The following is a 20117-nucleotide window of genomic DNA, read 5'->3' as shown; positions in this document are numbered from 1 at the left end:
GCTGGGCGGGAGTTCGGGCGGGCGTACGGTCACGGGTCGGGGCGCGGGGCGGGTGAGGGCCGTGCCGGGCGGCCGGCCGGGGCGGCGCCCCGCGCGGGCGGAGCGTGGTCATCTGCCTCCCCGGGCGTGCCGGGCGAGCCGGCGCAGGACCTCGGCGAACTCCTCGGCCACCCGGCGCACGGTCGCCGTGTCGTGGACGCCGGGCCGGTGGTGCCAGGTGAAGGCGAGCCGGCCGTGCTGCACCGCGCCCACCACCTCCACCAGGTGCGAGCCCGGGTCCCGGGGGTCGTGGTCCTGCCCGAAGGAGCCGTGTTCGGCGCGGACCAGGCCGCCGTCGGCGGTCTCGGGGCGGGCGTCCCACTGGCCGAGGTAGTTGAAGACGACCTGTCCGTGGGCGTGGGCGCCGAGGCGTTCGCGGACCTCGGGCGGGCCGAAGGTGCGCAGCGCGCCGAAGCCGATGCCGTTGCCCGGTACGGCGCGCAGCTGGCGGCGCACCGACTTCACCAGGGACCGCCAGTCGCGGTCCGGGCCGAGGTCGCCGGGGTCGTCCACCTGGACGGCGACCGGGTACACGGTGGTGAACCAGCCGACGGTGCGGGAGAGGTCGACGCCGTCGAGCAGGTCCTCACGGCCGTGGCCCTCCAGGTCCAGGCGGACCCGGTCGTGTCCGGTCCAGCGGGCCAGCGCCAGGGCGAGGGCGGCGAGCAGCACGTCGCCCACCCGGGTGCGGTAGGCGGTGGGCGCGGAACGCAGCAGGGCCGCGGTGTCCTCCTCGCCGAGTTCCACGCTCACCGTGGCGGGCGGTCCCGCGTCGGCCGCCGGGTCCGGGCCGGCCGGTGCCGGGTCGGTGCGCACCGCCTGCTCCCAGTGGGGCAGTTCGTGGTCGAGACCGCCGTCGGCGATGTGCGCGGCGAGCCTGCGCGACCACTCCCGGAAGCTGGTGCCGCGCTCCCCCAGCGTGACCGGGTCGCCCTGGACGGCCTGCCGGTAGGCGGTCTCCAGGTCGTCGCGGAGGATGCGCCAGGAGACGGCGTCCACCACCAGGTGGTGGGCGACGAGGAGGAGGAACGCCGGCCGGTCCGGGTCCCCGGTGAACAGGGCCGCCCGCAGCTGCGGTCCGCGGGCCAGGTCGAAGCCGGCGTGCAGTTCGTCGGCGGCCTTGGCCATGGCCGCGTCGGCCTCCTCGGCGGAGAGCCCGCTCAGATCGTGCCGGACGAGGATGTCGTGGCCGGCGGCGGGCGGCGGGTTGAACTGCCGCCAGCCGTGCTCGTCCCGGGTGAACCGCATGCGCAGGGCGTCGTGGTGGTCCAGCAGCGCGTCGAGCGCGGCGCGCAGCGCCCGCGGGTCGGGGGCGCCGTCGAGTTCCAGCAGCGCCGACTGGTTGAAGTGGTGGTGGGCCGCGCGGGGCGTGGTGAGGAACCACTCCTGGATGGGGGTGAGCGGTACGTCGCCGCTGACCGGGCCGTCCCCGGACCGGCGGGGCGCGGCGCGCACCACGGTGGCGAGTTCGGCGACGGTCTGGTGCGTGAACAGGTCGCGGGTGGCGATGTGCAGGCCGTCGCGGCGCAGTCGCGAGACGACCTGCATGCTCAGGATGGAGTCGCCGCCGAGCGCGAAGAAGTTGTCGTCGGCGCCGACCTCCTCGATGCCCAGTACATCGGCCCAGATGCGGGCGATACGGCGCTCGGTGTCGGTGCGCGGCGCGGTCCGCGGACCGTCGGCGGCCCGCACGGGCCCGGGGGCGGGCAGGGCCCGCCGGTCGAGCTTGCCGTTGACGGTGAGCGGCAGCCGGTCGAGCGGTACGAAGACCGACGGGACCATGTGCGGGGGCAGCAGCCCGGCCAGGTGCAGCCGCAGCTCGCCGACGGAGAGCCCGACACCGTTCGGCTCGGCCCCGACCGGCTCGGTGCCGGAGGACCCGGTGCCGGACGGCTCGGCCGGTACGACGTAGGCGACGAGCCGGGCCGGTGCGCCGGGCGCGTCGTCCGCGCGGACGACGACGACCGCGTCCCGCACCAGGGGGCTGCGGCGCAGCGCGCTCTCGATCTCGCCGGGCTCGATGCGAAAGCCGCGCAGCTTGACCTGGCCGTCGGCGCGTCCGGCGAACCGCAGCCGGCCGTCGGCGGTCCAGCGGACCAGGTCCCCGGTGCGGTACATCCGCTCGCCCGGCGCGCCGAACGGGTCGGGCACGAACCGCTGGGCGGTCAGTCCCGGCCGGCCCAGGTAGCCGCGGGCGAGCCCCGGCCCGGCGAGGTACAGCTCCCCGGTCACGCCGGGCGGTACGGGGCGCAGGGCGGCGTCGAGGACGTGGACGCGGGTGCTGCCGGAGGGGCGTCCGATGGACGGGGCGCCGGTGCCGGCGGTCAGCGGTCCGGTCCAGGTGGCGACCACGGTGGCCTCGGTGGGCCCGTAGGAGTTGATCATCCGGCGGCCGGGGGCCCAGGTGTCGACCAGGTCGGCCGGGCAGGCCTCGGCGCCCACGATGAGCGTCCGCAGGGCGGGCAGCGCGGCGGCGGTCTCCGGCGGGACGGTGGCGAGCGCGGCCGGGGGGATCAGGGTGTGGCTGACCCGCCGTTCGGTGAGCACCTCGGCCAGCCGCTCCCCGACCAGCGGCCCCTCCTCCCCCGTCACCAGCGCGGCTCCGCTGAGCAGGGAGACGCACAGTTCCAGCACGGAGGCGTCGAAGCTGGGCGAGGCGAACTGCAGCACCCGGTCGCCGGGCCCGGCGGCGTACTGTGCGGCGGCCGCCGCGGCGAAGGAGGCCAGGCCCCGGTGGGTGACCACCACGCCCTTCGGGGTGCCGGTGGAGCCGGAGGTGTAGATGACGTAGGCGGGGTGGGCGGGGGTGAGCGCGGTGGTGCGGTCGGCGTCCGTGGGTGCCGTCTCCGGCCCGTCGGCGGCCCACACCTCGGCCGGGTCGCCGAGGACCGGACGGGCGCCCGCGTCCCGGATCATGAACTCCCGGCGCTGCGCCGGGTAGTCGGGGTCGACGGGCAGGAAGGCGCCGCCGGCCTTGGCGACGGCGAGCTGCGCCACCACGGTCGCCGCCGAACGGGGCAGCGCCAGGGCGACCACGCGCTCCGGTCCGACGCCGTCCCGGAGCAGCCGGTGGGCCAGCCGGTTGGCGGCCCGGTCCACCTCCGCGTAGGTCAGCTCCCGGTCGCCGTCCACCAGCGCCACCGCGTCCGGGGTGCGGGCCGCCTGCCGCTCGAACAGGGCCGGCAGGGTGGCCTCGGGCTCCGGGCGGAAGGTGCCCCGGCCCTGGTCCAGCAGGGCCTTCAACTCGTCGTCGGAGGTCAGCGGCAGGGCGCCGAGGGGGCGATCCGGGGTCTCGGCGACGGCGTGCAGCAGGGTGCCGAGCTGTGCGGCCATCCGTTCGGCGGTGGCCGCCTCGAACAGGTCGGTGTTGTAGGTGAGCAGGCCGTGCAGGGCGCCGGAGCCGGTCTCGGCGAACTCCAGCGTGAGGTCGAACGCGGCCTGCTCCGAGTCCGGTTCGACGTCGGTGACCTCGAGACCGGGCAGGTCGAGGCCGGCGGCGGGGGTGTTCTGCAGGACGACCATGACCTGGAAGAGCGGGCTGCGGCTGGTGTCGCGCACGGGCTGCACCTCGTCCACCACCCGCTCGAACGGCACGTCCTGGTGGGCGAAGGCGTCGAGGACCGTCTTCCGTACCGCCGTGAGGAACCCGGTGAACGGCTGCCCGGCCTCGGCCCGCGAGCGCAGGACCAGGGTGTTGACGAAGAACCCGACGAGCGACTGGGTCTCGGGCCGGTCACGGCCGGAGGTGACGGTGCCGACCGCGACGTCCTCGGCGCCGGAGAGCCGGGCGAGGTAGGCCTGGGAGGCGGCGACGAGCGTGGTGAACAGGGTGGTTCCCTGTTCCCGGGCGAGCCGGGTGAGCTGCCGGACGGTCCGGGCGGGCACCACCAGCCGGGTGGTGGCGCCGGCGCTGGTGCGCACCGGCGGCCGGGGCCGGTCGGTGGGCAGCTCCAGCGGGGCGCTGTCGGCCAGTTGCTCCCTCCAGTAGGCGAGGTGCTCGTCCGCACCGGCGTCCCCGGCGGTGCGCTGCCAGTGCGCGTAGTCGGCGTACTGCACCGGCAGGGGCGGCAACTCTTCCTCGGACGCGTCGAGTTCGGCCCGGTAGAAGTGGGCGAGGTCGCCGAGCAGGACGGCGGTGGACCAGCCGTCGGTCACGATGTGGTGCAGAGTCAGGCCGAGTACGTGGTCGTGGTCGGCGAGCCGGACCAGGCCGGCGCGCAGCAGCGGGCCCTCACGGAGGTCGAAGGGGCGGGTGCGCTCCTCGGCGAGCAGGCGGCGCAGCGCGGGCTCCCGCTCGGCGTCGGCGTGCCGGGACAGGTCGTGCACGGGCAGCGGCACCTCCCGCGGGGGGTGGACGCGCTGGATGCCGTGACCGTCGACGCTGTCGAACGTGGTGCGCAGCGATTCGTGCCGGGCGACCACGGCGCCGAGGGCGGCGCGGAGGGCACCGGTGTCCAGGGGGCCGTGCAGCCGGAGGGCGAGCGCGGTGACGTACTCCGCGCCGTGGGGTTCGAACTCCTGGAGGAACCAGAGCCGTTGCTGGGCGTGGGACATGGGCGCGACCGTGTCCCGGGCGACCGGGACGATCGCCGGGCGGCCGGAGCCCTGCCGGGTGCCGAGCAGTCGGGCCAGCGCGGCCGGCGTGGGGTGGGTGAAGACCGCGCGCGGGGTGAGGTCGGTGTCGAAGGTCTCGGCGAGGCGGGAGGCGAGCCGGATGCTGAGGATCGAGTCGCCGCCGAGCTGGAAGAAGTCGTCCTCCGCGCCGGGCGGTTCGCTGCCCAGCACCTCGGCGAAGACGGCCGCGGTGCGGCGCTCGGCGTCGGTGCGGGGCTCGACCCGCGCGCGCGGCCGCGTGGCCTCCGGCGCGGGCAGGGCCGCCCGGTCGACCTTGCCGTTGCGGCTGAGCGGGAGAGCCGTGAGCGGGACGAACGCGGCGGGGACGAGATAGTCCGGCAGGGTGCGCGTGGCGAAGGCCCGCAGCTCCTCGACGTCCCCTCCGGCCGGTCCGACGACATAGGCCACGAGCCGCTTGGCGCCCGGCCGGTCCTCGCGGGCCAGGACGGCCACGTCGACGACGTCCGGGTGGGCGGCGAGCGCGGCCTCGATCTCGCCGGGCTCCACCCGGAAGCCCCGGATCTTCACCTGGTCGTCGGCACGGCCCAGGAACTCCACGGTGCCGTCCGGCCGCCGCCGGGCCAGGTCGCCCGTGCGGTACATGCGGGCGCCGGGCGGGCCGGCGGGGTCGGCGAGGAAGCGGGTCGCGGTGTCGCCGGGCCGCCCCAGATAGCCGCGGGCGAGGCCCTCGCCGGCCAGGTACAGCTCGCCCGCGCCACCCGGCGGTACGGGCCGCAGCCGGGCGTCGAGGACGTGCACCCGCATGTCGTCCAGCGGGTGCCCGATGGGCACGGTGCCGGGCACGTCCGCGGGATCGGTGAGAGCGCAGGAGGTCGCGAAGGTGGTGGTCTCGGTGGGGCCGTAGCCGTCCACGACGGTCAGTCCGGGGCAGGCGGCCAGTACCCGGCGCACGGCCTGGGCGGGGACGACGTCACCGCCGGTCCACACCTGCCGCAGGCCCCGGAAGCAGTCGGGCGCGTCCTGCGCGAGCAGCCGGAACAGGCCGGCGGTCAGCCACAGCGCGGTCAGCCCGCCGCCGGCGTGGCGGCGCAGCAGGGCCGCGTCGACGGTGCCGTCCGGTGCCACGACCACGCAGCCACCGTTGAGGAGCGGCGCCCACACCTCGAACGTGGCGGCGTCGAAGGCCACCGGCGAGTGCAGCAGCACCCGGTCGGACACACCACCGGCGAACCGGCTGTCGGTGGCCAGTGCCGCCACGTCCCGGTGCCGCACCGCCACCGCCTTGGGCAGACCGGTGGATCCGGAGGTGAACATCACGTAGGCCAGCCGGTCGGGGTCGGCGGGCGGTGTCTGTCCCGTCGGCGCGGGGGCGTGCGCCGGGTGGACGGGAGCGGGCGAGGGTGCCCGCCCGGCGTCCCGGTGGTCCTGCCCGTCGGCGCCGGCGCGGGCGGCGGTCACCTCGGCCGCGGTGAGCCGGAGGGTCGCGCCCGCCTGGGCGACCAGGGTCCGGCGGCGCTCCTCGGGGGCGCGGGTGTCGACGGGGACGTAGGCGCCGCCGGCCATGAGCACCGCGAGCTGGGCCACGACGAGTTCGGCGGAGCGGTCCATCAGGAGCGCCACCCGGTCCTCGGCCGCCAGTCCGCCGGACAGCAGCCGGGCGGACAGCGAGCCGGCCCAGTCGCGCAGTTGGCGGTAGGTCAGCTCGCGGTCGCCGTCGTGCACCGCGAGCGCGTCCGGGGTGCGGCGGGCCTGCTCGGCGAACAGGTCCACGGGGCTGCGCGGGGCGGCCGGACGGGCGGTGGTGTTCCAGGTGGCCAGCAGGGCGCGGTCGGCCGGGGTGAGCAGGTCCAGGTCGGCGAGGTCGGTGTCGAACCCGTCGGCGAGGGCGGTGAGCAGCGCGGCCAGCCGTTCCGCGGCCCGCGCGGCGGTGGCGGCGTCGAACAGGGCGGGGTCGTAGGCCAGGTCGAAGCCGAGCCGTTCGGCCAGATGGGCGCGGAGGCACCAGGGGAAGGTGGTGGCGTCGTCGGCGCGCACCTCCTCCACCCGGACGCCGGTGCGGGCCGTGGCCGACTCGTCCACGGGGTAGTTCTCGAACACCAGCATGCTGTCGAACAGCGCTTCCCCGGCGGGGACTTCGCTGACGGCCTGGATGCGGGGCAGGGCGAGGAAGTCGAAGCGGCGGGCGTCGGTCTGCCGCTCCTGGAGCCCGCGCAGCCACGGCAGGACCGGTCCGGCGGGGACGCGGACGCGGGTCGGCACGGTGTTGATGAACATGCCGATCATGCCTTCGACGCCGGGCAGTTCGGCCGGGCGGCCGGAGACGGTGGTGCCGAACACCACGTCGTCCCGGCCGCTGGAGCGGGCCAGCAGCAGCGCCCAGGCACCCTCCACCACGGTGTTGACGGTGAGTCCGGCACGGGCGGCGGTCTCCCGCAGCCGCCGGGAGACCTCCTCGTCCAGCTCCTGGTGGACGGCGTCGGCGGACCGGGCGCGGTGGGCCTCGGCGGGTGTGCGGTCGTAGGGCAGCGGGGTACGGGCGGTGAACCCGGCCAGGGCGTCGGCCCAGTGCCGTTCGGCCGCCGTCTCGTCCTGCTCGCGCAGCCAGTGCAGGAAGTCCGCGAAGGGCCGCCGTACCGGGGGCGCCGGATCCGGGCCGCCGGTGAGCGCGGCGTAGCGTTCGCACACCTCGGTGAGCAGCTGTCCGGTGCTCCAGCCGTCGAGGACGATGTGATGGGTGGACCACACCAGCAGCACCTCGTCGCCGGGCAGGGCGGCCAGGGCGAGCCGGGTGAGCGGCGCGGTGGTGAGGTCCAGGCCGGCCGCGCGGTCCTCGGCGAGCAGCCGCTCGCCCGCCTCGGCGCGCTCGGCGGGGGTCAGGGCGCGCCAGTCGAGGTGGGTGACGGGCAGTTCGGCGTGCCGGTGGACCACCTGCACCGGGTGGGGCAGGCCGTGCCAGTGGACGCTGGTGCGCAGCGCGGGGGTGCGGTCGGCGACCTCCTGCCAGGCGGCGGCGAAGGCGTGCGGGTCGGCCACGCCGGACAGCGTCACGGCCGTGCGGTCGAAGTAGGCGTGCTCGGTGTCCACGAGGCCGTGGAAGAGCATGCCGGACTGGAGCGGGGTGAGCGGCAGGACGTCCTCGACGTGCCGTCCGGTGCCGACGAGCCGGTCCAGCCGGTCCTGGTCGAGGCCGGCCAGAGGGAAGTCGGAGGCGGTTCGGCCGCCCGCTTCGGGGCGGGCGCAGTGGGCCACGATCTCCCGCAGGGCCGCGAGGGTGTCCTCGGCGAGCCGGCGGACGGTGGCCTCGTCGTAGATCTCCGCCGGGTAGGTCCAGCCGAGTTCGAGGCGGCCCTCCTGGACCACGCCGGTGATGTCCAGCAGGTAGGGGCGGGGTTCGTCCGGGTCGGTGTCCCGGCCGGCCGGGGGCAGGGCGCCGCGGAACAGGCCGGCCTCGCCGCCCGTGTCCCACTGGCCGTGGTAGTTGAAGCCGACCTGCGGGGGCGGCGCCGCGGCGAGCGGGCTGTCGGGCACGAGGTGGCGCAGGGCGCCGTGGCTCAGGCCGTGCAGCGGCACCGCGCGCAGCTGCTCCTTGACCCCGCGGAGGGTGTCGTGCCAGTCGGCGTCGGGGGCGGCGGTGAGGGCGAGCGGGAACTCGGCGGTGAACCAGCCGACGGTCCGCGACAGGTCCACGTCCTCGAACAGGTCCTCGCGGCCGTGCCCTTCCACGCCGAGCAGGACCGTGTCGCGTCCGCACCAGCGGGCCAGGGTGCGGCCGAGGGCGCTGAGCAGGACGTCGTTGACCTGGGTGCGGTAGGTGTCGGGGACCTTGCGCAGCAGGGCGTCGGTCGTCTCCGCGTCCAGCGTGACCGTGAGGGCGGCGGCGGTGCCGTGGGTGTTCGGGCCGGGCCGGCCCGCGGGGAGCCCGGCCGGGGCCGCACCGGTGCGCTCCCAGTACGCGCGGTCGGCGTCCAGGGCTCCGGAGCGGGTGTGCCGGTCGAGCCGGGCGGCCCAGTGGCCGTAGGAGGTGGTTGTGGCGGGCAGCTCGACGGGCCGGCCGGCCGCCGCGGCCCGGTGGGCGGTCTCCAGGTCGGCCAGGAGGATGCGCCAGGAGACCCCGTCGATGACCAGGTGGTGTGCGGTGACGACGAGTTGCCCGGGCCGGTGCGGGCCGCGGTCGAGGAACAGGACGCGTACCACCCGGCCCGCGGTGGGGTCGAGGGCGGCCTGCGCCTCGTCGGTGAGCCGTTGTGCCTCGGTCTCCAGCGCCGTGTCGTCGAGCCCGGTGACGTCGTGGCGGGCGAAGACGCCGTCCGGCGGCTCGGGCAGGGTCTCCTGGCGCCAGCCGTCGGCGGTGCGTCGGAACAGGGAGCGCAGGGCGGCATGGTGGCGTACGACGGCGTCGGTGGCGTCCCGCAGTGCCGGTCCGTCGGCGTCCGGGGCGAGCTCCAGGCGCTGGGTCATGGTGAACCGGAGCCGCTGTCCGGGCTCGCGGCCGTCCAGGTACCAGTGCTGGATCGGCGTGAGCGGTGCCTCGCCCGTCTCCTCCACGGCGGCTCGGCGCGGGACCGACTCCGTCGCCCGGAGGGCGAGTTCGGCGACCGTCTGATGCCGGAAGACGTCCTTGGTGGTGAGGGCGAGTCCGGCCTGCCGGGCGCGGGAGACGATCTGGATGCTGAGGATGGAGTCGCCGCCGAGCGCGAAGAAGTTGTCACGCGTGCCGACGCGTTCGACGCCCAGCACCTCCGCCCAGATCGCGGCCAGGCGCTCCTCCGTGCCGGGCCGGGGGGCGACGTAGGGGGTGGTGCTGTCGGGCTGTGCGGGCGGGGCGGGCAGGGCGCGCCGGTCGGTCTTGCCGCTGGTGGTGCGGGGGATGCGGGCGAGCGGGACGAACGCGGCGGGCACCATGTGGTCGGGCAGGGTGCGGCGCAGGGCGAGGCGCAGGGCGTCGGCGGACGGGGTACGGCCGGCGGCGGGCACCACGTAGCCGACGAGCATGAGGCGGCCGGCGTGTTCGCGGGCGGCGACCGCGGCGTCGGCGACGTCCGGGTGGTCCAGGAGGGCGGCCTCCACCTCGCCGGGCTCGATGCGGAACCCGCGGATCTTGACCTGTTCGTCGGTTCGGCCGAGGAACTCCAGCAGTCCGTCGCGGTCCCAGCGGGCGCGGTCACCGGTGCGGTACATCCGCTCCCCCGGTGCCCCGAAGGGGTCGGCGAGGAAGCGGGCGGCGGTCAGGCCGGGCCGGTGCAGATAGCCGCGGGCCACCTGCGCCCCGGCCAGGTACAGCTCGCCGGGCACCCCGGGCGGCACCGGGCGCAGGGCGCCGTCGAGGACGTAGGCGCGCAGGTTGCCGCCGGGGCGGCCGATGGCGGGGCGGTCGGGCCGGTCGGCGCAGCGGCCGTAGACGGCGTCGACGGTGGTCTCGGTGGGCCCGTACATGTTGTACACGGCGACGCCCAGCTCGCGTTCGGCGCGCACGAGGTCGCGCCAGTCGGCCGGGGTGGCGGCCTCGCCGCCCACCAGCAGCAGGCGCGGGTGGTGGCGGCCGGGGGCGAGCAGGCCGGCCGAGGTCAGTTCGCGCAGGAAGGACGGGGTGACGTTGACCAGGTCGAGACGGTGTCGGGCGACCTGGTCGCAGAACGCCTGCGGGTCCAGGCGTACGTCGTCGTCGATCAGGTGGACCTCGTGGCCGAGGGCGAGGAGCAGCGGTCCTTCCCAGGAGGTGTCGAAGGAGAAGGAGGCGCTGAGCGCCGCCCGCAGCCGCCGGCCGTCCGTGGTGTGCGGGGCGAGCAGGCCCGCACGGTGGTCGTGGCAGAGGTTGACCAGCTGCCGGTGTTCCACGGCGACACCCTTGGGCCGGCCGGTGGAGCCCGAGGTGTAGACGATGTACGCGGTGTGCGCCGGGAGCAGGGGCCGGACACGGTCGGCGTCGGTCGGGTCGTGGGCGGGCAGCCGGTCCCAGGGCACGGCGCCGAGGTCGGTCAGCAGGGTGTGCGGCCGGGCGTCGGCGAGGAGGAGGTCGGCTCGCTCCCGGGGGAGTCCGGGGTCCAGGCAGAGCAGGGTGGCGCCGGCCTTGAGGACCGCGAGGAGGGCCACCAGCAGCTCGGAGGTGCGCGGCAGCCGTACGGCGACGACGTCCTCGGGGCCGGCGCCCCGGGCGATGAGGTGGTGGGCGAGCCGGTTGGCCCGCTCGTTCAGCGCGGCCAGGTCCAGGGTGGTGTCGCGGGCCACCAGGGCGGTGTGGTGCGGGGTGCGGGCGGCCTGGGCCTCGAACAGCGCGGGGAAGGTGGTGTCCGGCTCGGGCAGCCGGATGCCCTCGCCGTGGCGGAGCACCTGCAGCCGTTCGGCGTCGGTCATCAGCGGCAGCCGGCCCACGGCCTGCTCCGGGTCCGCGGCGGCGGCCTCCAGCAGGACGCGCAGCCGGGCGGCCAGGCGTTCGGCGGTGTCGGCGTCGAAGAGCCCGGTGTTGTACTCCAGGTGGCCGGTGAGGCCGTCGTCGCCCGCCACGAAGTCGAAGGCGAGGTCGAAGGTGGCGTTGCGGACCGGCGGGGTCACCGGTTCCACGGTCAGGCCGGGCAGCCGGGGCGGCTCGGCGCCGAGGTTGTGCAGGGCGACCATGACCTGGAACAGCGGGGTACGGCTGGTGTCCCGCTCGGGCTGCAGGGCGTCCACCACGCGTTCGAAGGGCACCTCCTGGTGGGCGAAGGCCGCCAGAACCGTGGTGCGCACCTCGGCCAGCAGCTGCCGGAAGGACAGTTCGGGGCGGACCCGGGCGCGCAGCACCAGCGTGTTGACGAACATGCCGACGACGTCGTGCAGTTCGGGCCGGTCCCGGCCGGCGGTGACGGTGCCGACGGTGACGTCCTGCTGGCCCGCCCAGCGGGCGAGCAGGACCTGGCAGGCCGCCACCAGGGTCATGTAGAGGGTGGCGTCGGCCTCCCGGCCGCGCTCGCGCAGCCGCTCGGTGAGCGCGGCGGGCAGGGTGAAGGTCACCAGGGCACCCTCGCGGGTGCGTACGGCCGGACGCGGCCGGTCGGTGGGCGGCTCCAGCGGGGTCACGCCGTCCAGGGCCCGGCGCCAGTGGGCGAGTTCGGCCTCGGCGCGGTCGGCGCGGGTACGCTGCCAGGCCGCGTAGTCGGTGTAGCGGACGGGCAGCCCGGGCAGCTCGGGGCTGCGGTCCTCCAGGGCCGCCGCGTACAGCTCGCCCAGGTCCCGGCCCAGCACACCGACCGACCAGCCGTCGGTGACGATGTGGTGCACGGCCAGGACGAGGACGTGTTCGTCGGCGGCGAGCCGGGCCAGGCGGGCGCGCAGCGGCGGCCCGGCGGTCAGGTCGAAGGGGGTGGCGGCCTCGCGGTCCAGGAGCTCGTCCAGGGCGGAGTCGTCCGCGAGGTCCTGCACCGGCAGGTCCACGGGCCGTGGCGGGTGGACGATCTGCCGGGCCCGGCCGTCCTGTTCGGCGAACGTGGTGCGCAGGGCCTCGTGCCGGGCGACCAGTCGGTCCAGGGCGGTGTGCAGGGCGGCGGTGTCGAGCGGGCCGCGCAGCCGCAGCACGGACAGGGTCGTGTACTCGGTGCTGCCCGGCTCGAACCGGTCCAGGAACCACAGGCGTTGCTGGGCGTACGACAGGGGGGCCGGGGTGCCGGGAGGGGCGGCCGGGATGGCGTCGGCGGTGCTCTCGGCCCGGGGTTCGCCCAGGGCGCTCGCGAGGGCGGACAGGGTGGAGTGGGTGAACAGCAGGCGGGGCGAGACGTCGGTGCCGAAGGCGGCGCGCAGCCGGGAGGTGACGCGGACGGCGAGGATGGAGTCGCCGCCGAGGGCGAAGAAGTCGTCGTCGGCGCCGACCTCGTCGGTGTCCAGGACGTCCGTCCAGGCGGCGGCCACCAGCCGTTCGGCGGGGGTGTTCAGCGGGGTCCGGGCGCGGTCGGCGGCGAAGCCGTCGGGGCCGGGCGCGGGCAGGGCACGCCGGTCGAGCTTGCCGTTGACGGTGAGCGGAAGGGCGGCCATCGGCACGTAGGCGGCCGGCACCATGTGCGCGGGCAGCAGCCCTTCGAGGTGGGCGCGGAGATCGGCGGCGGGCGGGGGCGGCGCGGTGCGGTCCGCGGTGCCGGTACCGACGACATGGGCGACGAGCCGGCGGGTCCCGGCGGTGTCCTCGTACACGCCGACGGTGGCCGCGCCCACGCCCGGGTGGCGGTGCAGGGCGGCCTCGATCTCGCCGGGTTCGATGCGATAGCCGCGGATCTTCACCTGCTGGTCGGCGCGGCCCAGGTACTCCAGGGTGCCGTCGGCCCGCCAGCGGGCCCGGTCCCCGGTGCGGTACATGCGCGTGCCGGGGCGTCCGAAGGGGTCGGCGGGGAAGCGGGTCGCGGTGAGGCCCGGCCGGTTGAGGTAGCCGCGGGCCAGGCCCTCGCCGGCGACGAACAGCTCGCCGACGGCACCGGGCGGCAGCGGCTGGAGGGTGTCGTCGAGCACATAGATCCGCAGGTCGGGGATGCCGGTGCCGATGAGGCTCGCGGTGCCGGGACGGGCCGTCGCGCGGTCCAGTGCGGCGTGGGTGACGTGCACGGTGGTCTCGGTGATGCCGTACATGTTCACCAGGCGCGGCGCGGTGTCCGGGTGGCGGGTGTACCAGTCGGCGAGCCGGGCCACGTCCAGCGCCTCGCCGCCGAAGATCACCGTGCGCAGTGCCAGCCGGGCACCGGTGTCGGGCAGTTCGGCGTCGGCGCGGATCAGCGGATAGAAGGCGGAGGGCGTCTGGTTGAGGACGGTGACCCGCTCGTCGGCGAGCAGGCGCAGGAAGTCCTCCGGGGAGCGGGCGGTGTCCTCGGGGACGACGACGAGCCGGCCGCCGTGCAGCAGCGGGCCCCACAGCTCCCACACCGAGAAGTCGAAGGCGTAGGAGTGGAACAGGGTCCAGACGTCGTCGGGGCCGAAGCCGAACCAGTGCCGGGTGCGGGTGAACAGGCGGATCACGTTGGCGTGCGGGACGACGACGCCCTTGGGCCGGCCGGTGGAGCCGGAGGTGTAGATGGCGTAGGCGGGGCTCTCGGGCAGCGCGCGGCGGGGCGGGCCGGACGCCGGGCGCCGGGCCAGATCGGCCCGGACGCCGGGGTCGTCGAGCGGCAGGAGCGGCACGGCGGTGCCGGGCCGGGTCCGGGCGGTGGTCACCAGGGCCACCGGCGTGGCGTCGGCGAGCAGCTGCCGGACGCGTTCGGCGGGCAGGGCGGGGTCGACGGGCAGGTAGGCGGCGCCGGTCTTGAGGACGGCGAGGACGGCCACGACCAGGTCGATGGAGCGGGGCAGCGCGAGCGCCACGAACGTCTCCGGTCCGGCGCCGAGTTCGGCGAGCCGGTGCGCGAGCTGCCCGGAGCGGGCGTCCAGGGTGGCGTAGTCGAGCCGGTCGGCGCCGCAGCTGACGGCCTCGGCGTCCGGGGTGCGGGCGGCCTGGGCGGCGAAGAGGGCGTCCAGGGTGTCGGCGGGCCGGCCCTCCTCGGTGCCGTTCCAGTCGGCCAGCATCCGCCGCCGCTCCTCGGCGGTGGTCCAGGCGAGGGTGCGCACGGGCCGGTCCGGGTCGTCGGCCAGCTCGGTGAGCAGCAGGCACAGCCGCTCGGCGAGGTCGCGCACGGTCCCGGCGTCGAACAGCTCCGGGTCGTAGGCGAGGTCGAAGCCGAACCGCTCGCCCTGGTAGGCGCGCAGCACGAGGGCGTAGTTGGTGGCGTCGCGGGCGGACACGTCCGCCAGGCGTATCCCGGACCCGGCCGCACGGGCCTGGTCGAAGGGGTAGTTCTCGAAGGCCACCATGCTGTCGAACAGCGGGCTGCCGGAGGGCACGTCGCTCAGTGAGGTCAGCTCGGCCAGGGACACCGCGGCGAACCGTCGTGCCTCGGCCTGTTCCTCCTGGAGCTCCCGGAGCCAGGCGGCGGCGATGCGGCCGCCGTCCACGCGGACCCGGGTGGGCAGGGTGTTGATGAACATGCCCACCATCGACTCGACGCCGGGCAGGTCGTCGGGGCGTCCGGAGACGGTGGTGCCGAACAGGACGTCCCGCTCGGCGCTGTAGCGGGACAGCAGCAGCGCCCAGGCGCCCTGCACCACGGTGCCGAGGGTGAGCCCGGCGGTCCGGGCGGTGCGGGCCAGCCGCGCGGAGACCTCGGCGGACAGCCCGGCCGTGTGCACGCCCGCGGAACGGGTCTCGTGCTCCGGGCGGCGGACGCGGTCGACGGGCAGCGGGGTCGGGGTGGCGAACCCGTCGAGGACAGTCCGCCAGTGCGTCCGCGCGGCCTCGCCGTCCTGGCCGGCCAGCCAGCGCACGTAGTCGCCGAACGGCCGGCGCGCCGGGAGCCGTGGCGTGGCACCGGTGGTGAGCGCCGCGTACTCCTCGAACACGTCGGTGAGCACCTGGGCGAGGCTCCAGCCGTCCAGGATCAGATGGTGGGAGGTCCACAGCAGGTGCAGCCGGGCGCCGGGCAGCCGGACGAGGGTGAGCCGCATCAGAGGTGCCGTGGCGAGGTCCAGGCCGCGTTCGAGGTCCTCGGCGCGCAGCCGGGCCAGCCGCTCGGCCCGCTCCGCCGCGTCCGGCTCCCGCAGGTCCACCTGGACGACGGGCACCCGGACGTGGCGGTGGACGACCTGGAGCGGCACGGGTACGCCCTCCCACACCACCGAGGTGCGCAGGGCGGGCGTGCGGTCGGTGACCCGCTGCCAGGCGGTCGCCAGCGCGTCGGGGTCGTTCACGCCTTCCAGCAGCAGGGCGGCCTGGTCGACGTACACGTCGTCGGGGCCGCCGACCAGCCGGTGGAAGAGCATGCCTTCCTGGAGCGGGGTGAGCGGCAGCAGGTCCTCCACGTCCCGGCCGTCGCCGGCGAGGCGGTCCACCCCGGCCTGGTCCAGGCCGGCCAGCGGGAAGTCGGAGGGGGTACGGCCGCCCGCGCCGGGCCGGGCGCAGTGCTCGGCGACGGCGGCGAGCGCCCGCACCATGCCGTCGGCCAGCTCCCGGACGGTGCCGGCCCGGTGCACCTGGTCGCTGTAGTGCCAGGTGATCTCCAGCTCGCCGTCGGACACCACGGCGGACACGTCCAGGAGGTGGTCCAGCGGCGCGCCGGGGTCCATGTCCCGGCCGGGTACGTCGGCGACGGGCGCGAAGTCCCCGCCGGCGGGCGCCTCCCACTGCCCGTGGTAGGTGAAGCAGACCTGTGGGAGCGGCAGTTCGGCGAGGGCGCGGGCTTCCGGCCGGGGCGAGCCGAGGTGGCCCAGCGCCTGGTAGCTCAGGCCGCGGCGGGGCACGGCCCGCAGTCGTTCCTTGACGGCCTTGAGCGTGGCGCCCCAGTCGTCCGGGGCCGCCGGGGTCAGGGTGACCGGGTACTGGGTGGTGAACCAGCCGACGGTGCCGGACAGATCGGCGCCCTCGGCGAGATCCTCCTCCCGGCCGTGGCCCTCCAGGGCGACGGTCACCCGGTCGGCGCCCGTCCAGTCGGCCAGCACCCGGCCCAGCGCGCTCAGCAGCACGTCGTTGACCTGGGTGCGGTACACGCCCGGAACCCGTCGCAGCAGCGCCTCGGTGGTGGCCCGGTCCACCCGGGTGCGGACGGTGCGCACGGATCCGGCGAGAGGGGTGCCGGGGAGGTCGACGGGGAGCGGGGTGCGCGGCAGCGCGGCCTCCTCCGTCCAGTGGGGCAGGTCGTCGTCCAGCTCGCCGGCCCGGACCCGCTCGGCCAGTGCGCGCGCCCAGTCGGCGAACGTCGTGTGCTCGGGCTCCGGTTGTGGTTCCTCGCCCGCCGCGGCCTGCCGGTAGGACCGTTCGAGGGCCGTGAGCAGCACGCGCCAGGAGACGCTGTCGACCGCCAGGTGGTGGACGGTCACGAAGAGTCGCGGGCGCTGCGGGCCGGTGAGGAGGGCCGTGCGCAGCAGGGTGCCGGTGGCGGGGTCCAGGGCCGCGCGGGCGGCCTCCGCGGCCTCGGCGGGTGAGGTGCCCGGGCCGTGGCGGGTCAGCAGTCCGGTGGCCGGGCCGGTACCGGGGTGCTGCCGCCAGGTGTCCCCGGTGCGGGTGTAGCGGGCGCGCAGGGCCGGGTGGCGGGCCACCACGGCCTCCACCGCCCGTTCCAGCGCCCGTTCGTCGAGGTCGTACGGCAGGTCGAGCAGCATCGACATGCTGAAGTGCCGCAGCGGGCCGTGGGTGGCGAAGAACCACTCCTGGACGGGGGTGAGCGGGGCGGGCCCGTCCTCGTGCGGGCGCCGGGGCGCGGGCAGGGCGGGGGTGCGGCGGGTCGCGGCGGCGGCCAGGTCGGCGACCGTCTGGTGCCGGAAGACGTCCTGCGAGCCGATCCCGAGGCCGGCGGCGCGGGCCCGGGAGACGGCCTGGATGCTCAGGATCGAGTCGCCGCCCAGTTCGAAGAAGTTGTCCGTGACGCCCACCCGGGCCACTCCGAGCACCTCGGCCCAGATACCGGCCAGGGTCTCCTCGTCGGGGGTGCGCGGGGCGACGAACTCCCGTTCCTCCACGGCGTTCTCCGGCGCCGGCAGGGCGCGGCGGTCCAGCTTGCCGCTCGTGGTCAGCGGCAGCGCGGCCAGCGCGGTGAAGGAGGACGGCACGAGCGGGTCGGGCAGGACCCGGCGCAGTTCCGTCCGCAGCTCGGCGGGGGCGGGCCGGGGCGCGCCGGGTGCGGGGACGACGTAGGCGGCGAGGCGGGTGTGGCCGTGCGCGTCGGGCGCGGCGACGACCGCGGCTGCGGTGATCCCGGGCAGCGCGAGCAGGGCGGCCTCGATCTCGCCGGGTTCGATGCGGTGGCCGCGCACCTTGATCTGGTCGTCGGCGCGTCCGAGGTAGTCGAGGCGGCCGTCGGCGGTCCACCGGGCGAGGTCGCCGGTGCGGTACATCCGCTCCCCCGGTGCTCCGAACGGGTCGGGGAGGAAGCGGGCGGCGGTCAGGCCCGGCCGGCCGGCGTAGCCCCGGGCGAGCTGGGCGCCCGCGAGGTACAGCTCGCCGCCGACGCCGGGCGGCACCGGCTGGAGCCGGTCGTCCAGCACATAGGCCCGCACCCCGGGCAGGGGGCGGCCCACCAGCGGGCGGTCGCCGCCGTCGATCCGGCAGGACAGCGCGTCGACCGTGCACTCGGTGGGGCCGTAGAAGTTGTGGGCGGCCACGTCCGGGTGGGCGGCCAGCTCGCGCCAGAGCGCGGGGCCGACCGGCTCGCCGCCGAGCATGAGGACCCGGGGGTGGTGCCGGGGGTCGGTGAGCAGTCCGGCGGGCAGCAGCTGCCGCAGGTAGGAGGGGGTGACGTCGAGGAAGTCGACGCGGTGCTCGACGACGTACTCGACCAGGGCGGCCGGGTCCATCCGGGTCACCTCGTCGACCAGGTGCAGCGGGTGGCCGTCGGCCATCAGCAGCACGCCCTCCAGGGAGGTGTCGAAGGAGAAGGACGCGGTGAGCGCGACCCGCAGCGGGCCGCCGCCCGCCTCGGCGACGAAACCGGCCCGGTGGGCGGCCAGCAGGTGCGCCGCCGAGCGGTGGGACACGGCGACGCCCTTGGGGCGGCCGGTGGAGCCGGAGGTGTAGATGACGTAGGCGGTGTGGTCCGGGTGGCGGGGGGCGCGCCGGTCGGCGTCGGCGGGGTCGGTGTCCGGGGCGTCGGCGGGCACGGCCCGCAGGGCGGCCTCGTCCAGGACGAGGGCCGGGCGGGCGTCGTCCAGCAGGAAGCGGACCCGTTCCTCGGGGAGGGCCGGGTCCAGCGGGAGATAGCCGGCGCCGGACTTCCAGACGGCGAGGATCGCGACGATCATGTCCGCGGTGCGGGGCAGCCGCAGCGCGACCAGCCGCTCGGGGCCCGCGCCCCGGGCTATCAGGTGGTGGGCGAGCCGGTTGGCGCGGGCGTTGAGCGTGGCGTAGTCCAGCCGTTCGGCGCCCGCGACGAGGGCGAGGGCGTCGGGGGTGCGGGCCGCGCGGCGTTCGAAGACCTCCGGGTGGGTGGCGTCGGGCACGGCGTGGCGCGGGCCGGTGCTCCAGTCGTGGACGATGCGCCGTACCTCGTCCTCGGACAGCAGGGGCAGGCTGCCCAGCGGGCGGTCCGGGGCGTCGGCGGCGCCCTGCAGCAGGCGCAGCAGCTGTCCGGCCAGCCGCTCGGCCGTGGCCGCGTCGAACAGGTCGGTGCGGTACTCCAGCAGACCGGTGAGCGCCGTGCCGTCCGGCACGAACTCGATGCTCAGGTCGAAGGTGGCCGCCTGCCGGGGGACGGTGACCGGGGTGGTGGCGAGCCGGCTCGGGGCGGTCGCGGCGGGCGGGTCGGGGTGCAGCAGGACCATCACGTCGAACAGCGGGTTGCGTCCCGGTTCACGGGGTGCGCCCACCGCCTCCACGATCCGCTCGAACGGCGTGTCGCCGTGCGCGAACGCGTCGTTGACCGTGTGCGCGGCCCGCGCGAGCAGGTCGCGGAAGGAGCCGGACGCGTCGACCCGGGTGCGGAGCACGACGGTGTTCACGAAGAAGCCGACGGTCCGTTCGAGGTCGGTGCGGGAGCGGCCGGGGGTGAGGGAGCCGACGGTGATGTCGTCCTGGCCGGACCAGCGGGCGAGCAGCGCCTGGGCGGCGGCGACCAGGGCGGTGTGCAGGGTGCTGTGCTGTTCTCCGGCGAGGTCGCGCAGCCGCGCGGTGAGGCGGGCGGGGACGGTGAAGGTGTGTACGGCGCCCGCCCCGGCCTCCTCGCCGCTCCGGGGCCGGTCCAGGGGCAGCTCGGGTGCCGCGGCCCCGGTCAGCTGCTGCCTCCAGTGGGCGAGTTGACGTTCCAGGCGGGGTCCGGAGAGCTGGGCGCGCTGCCACACCGCGAAGTCCGGGTACTGCGTGGCCACCGGGGGCAGCTCCGGCCGGGCGCCCCGGACGAGGGCGTCGTAGACGGCGCACAGCTCGTCCAGGACCACGCCCATCGACCAGCCGTCGGTCACGATGTGATGGGCCGTCAGCAGCAGGACGTGCGCGGTGCCGGTCTCGCGCAGCAGCAGGGCGCGCAGCAGGGGCCCGTGCCGCAGGTCGAAGGGGCGGGAGTACTCGGCCAGCAGGTCCGCCTTCAGGTCGCCGGCGTCCCGGACCGGCAGCGGCACCGGGCCCGCCGGGTGGACGCGCTGCACCGGCCGGCCGTCGGTCTCCTCGAAGGTGGTGCGCAGGGCCTCGTGCCGGGCCACGACGGCGGCCAGGGCCCCGCGCAGCGCCTCGTGGTCCGGCGCGCCGGTGAGGCGGACCGCCACCGCGCTGTTGTAGCGGGCGTCCCCGGGCCGCAGCCGGTCCAGGAACCACAGGCGCTGCTGGGCGAAGGACAGCGGCAGCGGGCGGTCCCGGTCGGCGCGCGGGATGCCCTGCCGGGCGGCCGGGACCGCGCCGCCGGCACGTCCGGCGAGTCGCCGCCGCAGCGCCTCCCGCATCTCCTCGGGCAGCGCCTCGGCACGGTCGCGCTTGGAGGGCCGCGCGGATCCGGAAGGGGTCGAAGGGGTCGAAGGGGTCGAAGACGTCATGGTCGTCGGAT

General features: G+C 76.3%; 1 protein-coding gene. It reads right to left on the bottom strand.

Features of this window, described 5'->3' with window-relative positions; genetic code table 11:
• Positions 1 to 108: 108 nt before the first annotated feature.
• Entirely contained in the window at positions 109 to 20106 is a 19998-nt protein-coding gene (locus ACZ7KF_RS06240; protein WP_471069772.1) for a non-ribosomal peptide synthase/polyketide synthase, read from the bottom strand.
• Positions 20107 to 20117: the final 11 nt, after the last annotated feature.

The organism is Streptomyces sp. NPDC038200, from assembly GCF_055600785.1.
This window is presented reverse-complemented; position numbering and strand designations above follow the sequence as displayed.